The organism is Pseudomonas sp. HY7a-MNA-CIBAN-0227 (genome assembly GCF_040310325.1).
Classification (GTDB): domain Bacteria; phylum Pseudomonadota; class Gammaproteobacteria; order Pseudomonadales; family Pseudomonadaceae; genus Aquipseudomonas.
In genome coordinates, this window is sequence record NZ_JBEOPT010000150.1 from 1 (window position 1) to 269 (window position 269).

Below are 269 nucleotides of genomic sequence, written 5' to 3' on the forward strand. Positions count from 1 at the left end.
TATTACTGGTGGTCGAGGGGCAACAGTAGTCCTTGACCGGTACCGACCTGGAAGTCGAACTGGTGGGTCGCGTCCAGCTCGAAGAGCCCGCCGAACCTGGCGAGATCACCGTGCCGGCGCGCAAGCTGATGGATATCTGCAAAAGCCTGCCTAATGATGCGCTGATCGACATCAAGGTGGATGAGCAAAAGCTGGTGGTCAAGGCTGGCCGCAGCCGTTTCACCCTGTCGACCTTGCCGGCCAATGACTTCCCAACCGTGGAAGAAGGC

1 pseudogene is annotated in these 269 nt (G+C 59.1%); it reads left to right on the forward strand.

The features are described from left to right. Positions 1-269, forward strand: a pseudogene (locus AAEZ06_RS27360) (beta clamp domain-containing protein); the annotation flags it as partial.